The 8061-nt window shown below is 65.8% G+C and carries 6 protein-coding genes; 1 reads left to right on the forward strand and 5 read right to left on the reverse strand.

All coding sequences use genetic code 11. The features are described 5' to 3' along the window. Positions 1-138: 138 nt before the first annotated feature. The 5 genes from HMPREF3115_RS14285 to HMPREF3115_RS14305 form a co-directional block, all read right to left on the reverse strand. Positions 139-1248: a type VI secretion system protein TssA gene (locus tag HMPREF3115_RS14285; RefSeq protein WP_070554848.1), complete on the reverse strand. Its 1110-nt coding sequence runs from the start codon at positions 1246-1248 to the stop codon at positions 139-141. After that, entirely contained in the window at positions 1245-2318 is a 1074-nt protein-coding gene (tssG, locus tag HMPREF3115_RS14290; protein WP_070554850.1) for a type VI secretion system baseplate subunit TssG, read from the reverse strand. The genes HMPREF3115_RS14285 and tssG overlap by 4 nt, the downstream gene beginning before the upstream one ends. Continuing rightward, the gene (tssF, locus tag HMPREF3115_RS14295) at positions 2318-4207 is read right to left on the reverse strand and encodes a type VI secretion system baseplate subunit TssF (RefSeq protein WP_070554852.1); all 1890 of its coding nucleotides are present in this window, start codon (positions 4205-4207) and stop codon (positions 2318-2320) included. The genes tssG and tssF overlap by 1 nt, the downstream gene beginning before the upstream one ends. 35 nt (positions 4208-4242) lie before the next feature. Beyond that, on the reverse strand, positions 4243-4809 hold the full coding sequence (tssE, locus tag HMPREF3115_RS14300) for a type VI secretion system baseplate subunit TssE (protein WP_006410793.1): 567 nt from the start codon (positions 4807-4809) through the stop codon (positions 4243-4245). Between the two features lie 109 nt (positions 4810-4918). Further along, the gene (locus tag HMPREF3115_RS14305; RefSeq protein WP_006410785.1) at positions 4919-5623 is read right to left on the reverse strand and encodes a TagK domain-containing protein; all 705 of its coding nucleotides are present in this window, start codon (positions 5621-5623) and stop codon (positions 4919-4921) included. A gap of 481 nt (positions 5624-6104) precedes the next feature. Here HMPREF3115_RS14305 and HMPREF3115_RS14310 point away from each other — a divergent pair. Then, positions 6105-8061, forward strand: a 1957-nt coding sequence (locus tag HMPREF3115_RS14310; RefSeq protein WP_256276204.1) for an AAA family ATPase, incomplete at its 3' end; no start/stop codon positions are given.

An 8061-nucleotide genomic window follows, 5' to 3' on the forward strand; every position in this document is an offset into this window, starting at 1 on the left:
CGCGGTGATCGACTGGGGGCGGTACGGCGAAGTGTTTTCGTATAACGACAAGACCGAAGTGTTCAGCCTCGAGGATGTCGAGAACTGAACGCCGCGCATGCGTCGCGGCCCGTTACGCCGAAGCGCGACGGGCCGCGATCATGATTCGTCTGCCGCTTCCCATTGGGCGAGCAGCTCCGTCGGAATCGCCTTGACGACATCGACATAGCGCTTTCCGACGAATTGTTCGGCGCGTGCGAGCAGCACCGGAATGGGGCTGCTCGGTTCGTGCGTCTCGAACCAGCGCCGCGCCGCGCAGATCAACGCCAACGCTGCCTGCCGGTCTGTCGGCGCGAGCGAAGCGGGCGCGACGACGGACGTCGAGGTGAGGGCAGCCGTTTGCGTATCGTCCAAACGGGATTGGATATCGGCGAACACCGGCGGCACCGGCGCCTCGCATTCCTCATGCTCGGCCGAACGCAAGGCGTCGGACCGCGTGCCGCCCGGTGAGTCGCCAACCGGAAAGAGCCGAAGCACGCGGACCAGCGGGGAAAAATCCGGCAGCGACGTTTCGAGGTGCGTCGCGCACCACGCATCGATGGCGCAGAGGTTCGCGATCGCATCGTCGAAGGCCTTCGTCGTCGACGGCTGCTGTTCGCGCAGATTCTGCAACTGCAGCGCGACCGAATCGGGTGCAAGCGCATCGACCGGGCGCGGATGAGCGAACGCACGCTCGACGTCGCGGATCTGCAGCCGAGCGGCCGTCGATCGCGTCAGGACGATTTCGCGCACGTCGGCGAGCAAGCCTTCCGGATCCGCCAGCGCTTGCAGCGCGTTCATCCGCATTTCCAGCGCGACGTGGCGATCGTCGTCGATATCGGCTCGCGGATGCACCTGCTCCGGAAACGCCTGCAACCAGGCCGCCAATAGCCCCGTTCCATCCGCAAGACCTTCCACGCCGGCCAGGCGCGTGCGACAGCGCGCATACAGCACGGCGACGCGCATGTCCTTCGTCCGTGCCATCAGCCGCCGGCAGTCTCGCTCGATCTCGCTCCAGTTCAGCGGCTCGGGCGAACCGACGAAGCCACCGTATTGCACGTCCTGTCTCGGCGCGGTGCCGGCAAACAGCACGACGAAATCGTGGTCGTATTCGAGATCGGGGCCGCATGGCGCCGACTTGCTCAACGGCGCGAGCCAGTTTTCGTGCGGCGTATCGGCGACGGCTACCCGGCCGGCCGTGTTTTTTGTGGTGGACGATTTCCTGCTCATGGTCGATGTCCGGAAGCCATATGGCGGCGATTGAAGTGGCGTGGATGGCGATCGGGCTCGAAGCGCATGCCGGTGATCGGCTTGTCGGGTGCGGGCCGGCCCAGCCAGCCGGACCAGCCCAACCGCTGCCGGCCGCCCATCACGGCCGGCGGCGCGCTCTCGGGTTTGATGCGCAGCTCGAGTTCCCATTCGAGCTCGCGACCGACGAAGGCGCGCACCCACTCGACGAGTCGTGGCAGGTCTTCGCCCTGCGGCGTGAAGCGCAGGTACGCGTCGAGATCGACGGGGCCGATCACGATGCGGAACCGGTGCTGGCGGTCGGGGGCGACGCGTCCGAGCACGGCGCCGCGGCCCATCGTCGCGGATGCGCCCGGATAGCCCATGCGTCCGCAGTCGGCCGGATCGATTTCGATCCAGTGAAAGACGTTTTCCTCTACCGCAACCGGGACACCGAAATAATGTTCGAGCGTCGCGCGCAGCCCGTCCGGATTGCGCGATTCGCGAATGAGATGGGCCGAGGCGGCCAGGCGCGCATGCGACGGAAGGGGGCGGCGTTCGATCTCGCCGAGCTCGTGCCCGACCAGGCTGGCGACATAGAACGAGAACTGTTCGCGGTGTTTGCGGTCGAGGCCCGCAGCCGCCTGTGCGGAGGCCCACGCACGATAGAACAGCGTGAAGAACCGATGATGGAAGATGTCGAAGAAGTCGACCGTGGTCGTATCGCGGCGGCTGCTTTCCCGATCCCGCGCGATTTCGGTCACGTGGATGGGCAGCGGGCCGTTGGGGCCGAGCATGCCGAGGCCGAACAGCCGCACCTTCAGTTGCCCGGCCGTTTCGTGCGCGCTCGCGATTTCCCGCGGTGCGAACGCCAGGCTCGGCTGCTGGCCCAGTCGGAACGGTTCGGCCTGCGGCCGGCGCGCGGTGCCGATCGGATCGAGTGCGGCGTTCGCGCCGATCCGCCGCATCAACGACAGGAAGCCGAAACGCCAGGGCTCGGCCAGCAGGGCGTCGAGCAGTTCCGCCGACAGCGCATTGCCGCGCAGCGGTGCGGGAAACGCGGCGCGCTGCATCACAGCGCTCCGCGCGTGCCGGTGCGCGCCGGCCAGCGCGCGATCCGGCCGCGTTGCATCGAATGAAGCTCCGTCTGCGTGAAGCTGTTGATCGACACGTGCCGCGCGAGCCAGTGTTCGAGGATCGTGCCGAAAAGATAGGGGCTTACGCCCGAGAAGCCCGTCTCGTCGACGGTCAGCGTGCATTCGATGCCGCGTCCGAAGGTCATCGGGCCGGTTCCCGGCAGCTTGCGCGTCACGGGGCGAGTCTTCGCGCCGACGAGGCTTTCGACCTGCCGGCTTTGCCCGGAGTCGCCATCCACGAGATACAGGCGCAGCAGGTCGCGCAGGCCTTGCCCGCCTTCGCGGTGATCGAGCGCCTCGAGCGGCAGATGGTCGAAGTTCAGCTGGCGGATCAGACGCCATGCCGTTTCCCGCTCGGCATACGGCGGCAACGGTGCGCTCGGCGGCCGGATCAAACCGATGCTGTCGACCGGCGCGGATTGCGCGGTCTCGAGGTCGCGCACACCGTCGCGCGGCACGAGCGTGGCGAGATCGCGGTTCGTCAACAGCGCGTCGACGGACAGGAAGCGGATGTTTTCGCTGTACGGCGCCTCGGCCTGGTCAACGAGCGAGAGAAACACCTCCGTTCCCACGTACGGCGTGCGTGTGCCGTAGCGGCGCGCCGAATCGGACAGCAGGCGCCGTTCGCGCCGCACCGAAAAATAGCGGCCGTGATTGCCCTCGTCGTTGTTCAGCGTCTGATAGAGCGGCCGGAATTCGAGCTCGGACGACGTGGCGGCGACCTGACCGTAGACGGCGCTGACCGAGAACACCTCGTAGTCGAGCGGCGTGAGTCGAGCCGGAACCAGATGGAATTCGGTGTCGCGCGGCGAAATCTCGACGCGGTCGGTGTGCTTGCGGAACAGATTGACGACGGGCGTACAGAAGAGCGCGAAGCGCGACGCATCGACGAGATTGGCGAGCGGCCCCGGCGCACGGTCGAGCAGCACGACGATCTCGACTTCCCGGCCGTCGATGCGCGAGAACCCTTCGGCAAGGCCGTTCAACGCGAAGAACCAGAACCGCGCGGGGCAGGCAAAGTACTCGTGCAGCAGATTGTGCCCGTGAAACTTGGCCCAGTTCAGCGGCAGCAGGCTTTGATCGGTGCCCAGCCCCTCGTGTTCGACCGCGCGTTCGGTGACGGCCGCCGGCGCGCGGCCGGGCCTGCCGAATTCGCCCGGTGCGCCGATGACCGAGGCGATCGCGCCCGCATGCAGCAATTCGAACAGATGCGACGCGACCTGTTCGTCGCCAGCCAGATAGACCGGGAGCCGGTCGAGTCCTTTCAGGTCGGCGATCCGCACGTTGCCGGTAGTCGCGAGCCTGATTCGCAGCGCGCCGCGCACGGGTGTATCGGGCGCGCTATAGCGCGCCAGCGCCGGGATATCCGGCGGAATGCCGGTCAGCCGCGCGTCGGTGATCGCGAGCGGCCACAGCGTGACGTCCTGTCCGCTCGTGAAGCGGCAGGCCGTGCGCTCGCCGTCGGGAACCTGCGCTGTGAACGTGGTGCCGCGCGGGAGGCGATAGCCGTCGACGAGGCTGCCTTCGGTCTGTCCGGGGTACAGGCGAGCGATCGAGATCGACGGCGTCGGCGCGACGTAGTTCGGATAGATGACCTCGAGCAGCCGTTCCGTGAAGCGCGGAAATTCTGCATCGAGCTTGATCTGCATGCGCGCGGCCATGAAGCTGAACGATTCGATCAGGCGTTCGACATACGGGTCCGCCACCTCGCCGGCCTGCATGCCGAGCCGACGCGCGATCTTCGGATGCGCATGCGCGAATTCGGCGGCGAGCTCGCGCATGTAGATGAGTTCCTGGTTGTAGTAGTCGAGCAGTCGCGGGTCCATCGGAGAGGCCTCGTTGTGGTCGGGGTGTGCCGTGCTCAGCCGGCGCGCATGCCGGTGATCCGGATTTCGCTCGTTTCGAGGTCCAGCGAGCTTTGCACCATGAATTCCAGCGGATACGGATCCATGTGGATCAGGCCGCGCACTTCGAAGGCGAGCACGTTGCGATGTTCGCCGGCGGTATCGGCATCGGTATCGGCGCGTGGCGATACCACGAGCGACTCCGGAATCAGGCGCGGCTCGAAATCGCCGATCGCGCGGCGGATCATCGATTCGACGTCGCTCCAACGGCGCGATGCGATAAAGGTGCCCGCGAGCGGCGGCACGCCGAAATTGACCGTCGATGCGGCGGCTTGCGGATAGCGGGCGCGATCGATCCGGTCTTCGATACTCGTCGTATTGAGCAGATAGGCGAGATCGCGCTGGACGATGTCGCGCATCTGCTTGCGCGTCGCCGTGTATGCCTCGGGCGCTTCGGTTTGTCGATGCGGGGCGTCGTCGCGCAGACGGTCGAGCAGCGTCGGCATCAGATGCGAGCTGGCGCGCCGCGGCGTACGAGCGATCGGGGCATCGGCACCGGGCTGGCGTTTTCGGCGTTCGTTCATGGCTTGACTCGCGTTGCGCGGATACGCGCGTCTATGTGCGCGATCTGATCGGCGGGCGGGACGTGACGTGCACGCCGCGTGGCGGCTGTATCGACGAAGACGAGCATCGTCATGCCGAGTCCTTGCGCAAGGGGGCGGCGAGCGGACTGTCCACGGAGAGCGCGTGGTGCTCGCGCCGGGTCAGCGGCGGCAGGGCGGCGGCGCCGTGCGCGGCCTCGGCATGAAACTCGGGCGGCGCGAACAGGCGCAGGATTTCCGGAACGGCTCCGTCATCGGTCATCGCTTCCGCGTGTCTGTCCAGATGACCGAAGGCATCCTCGATCGTGAGATTGCCGGACAGGAACGTTTCGATCGAGTCCGAATGCCGCTGGCTTTCGCGGGCAGGGAGGTCGTGCGCGTGATCCGGCGCGATCTCGGCCGTGAGCGTGTCGTCCCCCGATGGGATCCATGTCGAAGCGGGCGGTGCGTCAGGGTCGGCGAGGGCGCGCCAGTACTGCGCATGCAGTGCGTCGATCAGCGCATCGGTGTGACCGGATTCGATGTCGGCCGCGTTCTCGGCGGCGTGCGCGCGCGTAGCGCCTTCCCGGGTGCCGATGCCGAGCAGGCCGAGTATGTCGTCGTCGGCGCGCGCGCAATCGAGGGTGCCGTCCAGCCGCAATGCTTCGGCAACGGACTCCCGATGTGTTTTCTCCGGCGCGGGTGCGACGAGCAAGGTGTTCGATCGACGATGCCGGGACAGGCGAAGGAAGCGCATGAACGGGTTCGATTTGCGAAAGATCGGGAAATAAAACGAGAGTATCGATGAATCTTTCATCTCAAAAAATACCCAGTCAACAAAATGTCGCGGGGTGACTTAAAAATCGATCGTTAAATAATGCAACGCCGAAAAGGAAATGTGATTCGAATCAAAAGATTGGTGTCTTTTTTTCATGTTCCGTATGGTGTTGTTTCGTTGTTTATCTCGAAATAACAACGAGTTGAAGGAATGGCTCACCCTGGCGCGGTGAGTGGCTCGTACGAGTCCGATAGATGGCTTGCGAATGCGCTCGGCGCGATGAAATATAGGATTTGTACGAATTTGCATTAAATTTAATCGAGTCGATTAATGCATTGACGTATTTATTTTTTCGTGTTGATAATTCGGCTCATGATTCGAGTCGGCCGTTTTTTTGAATCGGAGAGAGAGAAGCGTGTTTCGAGCGATCGAGATCGCGTCCGGCGTGGCGACCATCGAGGAGTCCTCATCGCCATGACGGATTCGTTCGCGACACGCTAACGAACAAAACCGGACCACCATGAACGTTTCACGCCAGACCTTGTTCGGCAAGCTCGGGGTCGAGCTCTACCGGGGAATCGAATCGGCGACGCGTTTCTGCAAGCTGCGCGGGAACCCGTTCGTCGAACTCGTCCACTGGCTGCACCAACTGCTCCAGCAGCCGGACGGCGACCTGCAGCGGATCGTGCGCCATGCGGATATCGATCGCGATGCGCTCGAGCGCGACCTGGCGCGGGCGCTGGCTGCGCTGCCGGCCGGCGCGAGTTCGATCAGCGATTTTTCCTGGCACATCGAAACGGCCATCGAGCGCGGCTGGGTGCTGGCGACCCTCGGCCATGGCGATCGTCGCGTGCGCGGCGCATGGCTGATCGCAGCGCTGGTCTCGACACCCGAACTGCGGCGCGTGCTCCTCGCCATTTCCGCCGAGTTCGGCAAGATCCCGGCGGCCAATCTTGGCGACGTGCTTCCCGCGTGGATCGACGGGTCGCCGGAGGCGTCGGACGAGCCGTACGATCGCAGCAAGCTGGCGCCGGCGCTGCCGGGCGAGGCCTCCGGTGCCGTGTCGGACGCGCCGAAGGGCAACGCGCTCGAGCGGTATTGCCTCGATCTCACCGCGCGAGCACGCGCCGGCGAAATCGATCCCGTTATCGGCCGCGAACTGGAAATCCGCACCGTGATCGACGTGCTGCTGCGTCGGCGGCAGAACAATCCGCTGATCACCGGTGAGGCCGGTGTCGGCAAGACCGCGGTGGTGGAGGGGTTGGCGCATGCGATCGCCGCGGGCAACGTGCCGCCGAATCTGGCCGACGTCAAATTGGTGAGCCTCGATGTCGGCGCGCTGCTGGCGGGCGCCAGCATGAAGGGGGAGTTCGAGGCCCGCCTGAAGGACGTCCTCGAGGCCGCAGCACGCTCGGCCGCCCCCATCATCCTGTTCGTCGACGAAATCCATACGCTGATCGGCGCGGGTGGACAAGCCGGCACCGGCGACGCCGCAAACCTCCTGAAACCGGCGCTCGCGCGCGGCACGATCCGCACCATCGGCGCGACGACCTGGGCCGAATACAAGCGGCATATCGAGAAGGATCCCGCGCTGACGCGGCGCTTTCAGGTGTTGCAGGTCGCGGAGCCGTCCGAAGCGGCGGCGGCCGACATGGTGCGCGGCCTCGCGTCGACGTTTTCGTCGCATCACGGCGTCGTCGTGCGGGACGAAGCGATCCGCGCTGCAGTAACGCTGTCGCAGCGTTACATTCCGTCCCGTCAATTGCCTGACAAGGCGATCAGCCTGCTCGACACCGCGTGCGCGCGCGTCGCGCTGTCGCAGCACGCGACGCCGCGCGAACTCGACGACGTGCGGCAGCGCCTGGCTGCCGCGCGCACCGAAGAAACGCTGCTGGTACAGGAGGCCCGTATCGGTCTCGATGCGGACAAGGCGCTGCATCGCGTGCGCACGCGCATCGACGCACTGGCGACGGAAGAAGCGGCACTCGCGGATCGCTGGCGCGCACAGGCGCAGGCCGCTCAGGCGTTGCTTTCCGCGCGCGAAGCCGCGATCGCGGGCGAGGCGGGTTCGCCGGTATCGCTCGACAGCTTGCGTGAACTCGAACGGACGCTGGCCGCGCTGCAGGGCGATGCGCCGCTCGTCTTTCCCGAAGTGGACGCCGCCATCGTCGCCGAGATCGTCTCGGACTGGACCGGCATCCCGGTCGGCCGCATGGTCACCGACGAGATCGTCGCCGTGCGCCGCCTTCCGGAAACGCTCGCGGCACGCGTGATCGGGCAGAGCGATGCGCTGAATCTGATCGGCGAGCGCGTGCAGACCGCGCGGTCGGGGCTGACCGATCCGAAGAAGCCGCTGGGCGTGTTTCTGCTGGCGGGGCCGTCCGGCGTCGGCAAGACCGAGACGGCGCTGGCGCTGGCCGAGGCGCTATACGGCGGCGAGCAGAACCTGATCACGATCAACATGAGCGAGTATCAGG

Origin of the sequence: Burkholderia sp. HMSC10F09 (genome assembly GCF_001806955.1) — a bacterium.
Classification (GTDB): domain Bacteria; phylum Pseudomonadota; class Gammaproteobacteria; order Burkholderiales; family Burkholderiaceae; genus Burkholderia; species Burkholderia multivorans.

Bases quoted from the DNA above. Each gene is read 5' to 3' on its own strand.
- tssF (WP_070554852.1), bottom strand. From the start codon at position 4,207: ATGGACCCGCGACTGCTCGACTACTACAACCAGGAACTCATCTACATG.
- HMPREF3115_RS14305 (WP_006410785.1), bottom strand. From the start codon at position 5,623: ATGAAAGATTCATCGATACTCTCGTTTTATTTCCCGATCTTTCGCAAA.
- tssG (WP_070554850.1), bottom strand. From the start codon at position 2,318: ATGCAGCGCGCCGCGTTTCCCGCACCGCTGCGCGGCAATGCGCTGTCG.
- tssE (WP_006410793.1), bottom strand. From the start codon at position 4,809: ATGAACGAACGCCGAAAACGCCAGCCCGGTGCCGATGCCCCGATCGCT.
- HMPREF3115_RS14285 (WP_070554848.1), bottom strand. From the start codon at position 1,248: ATGAGCAGGAAATCGTCCACCACAAAAAACACGGCCGGCCGGGTAGCC.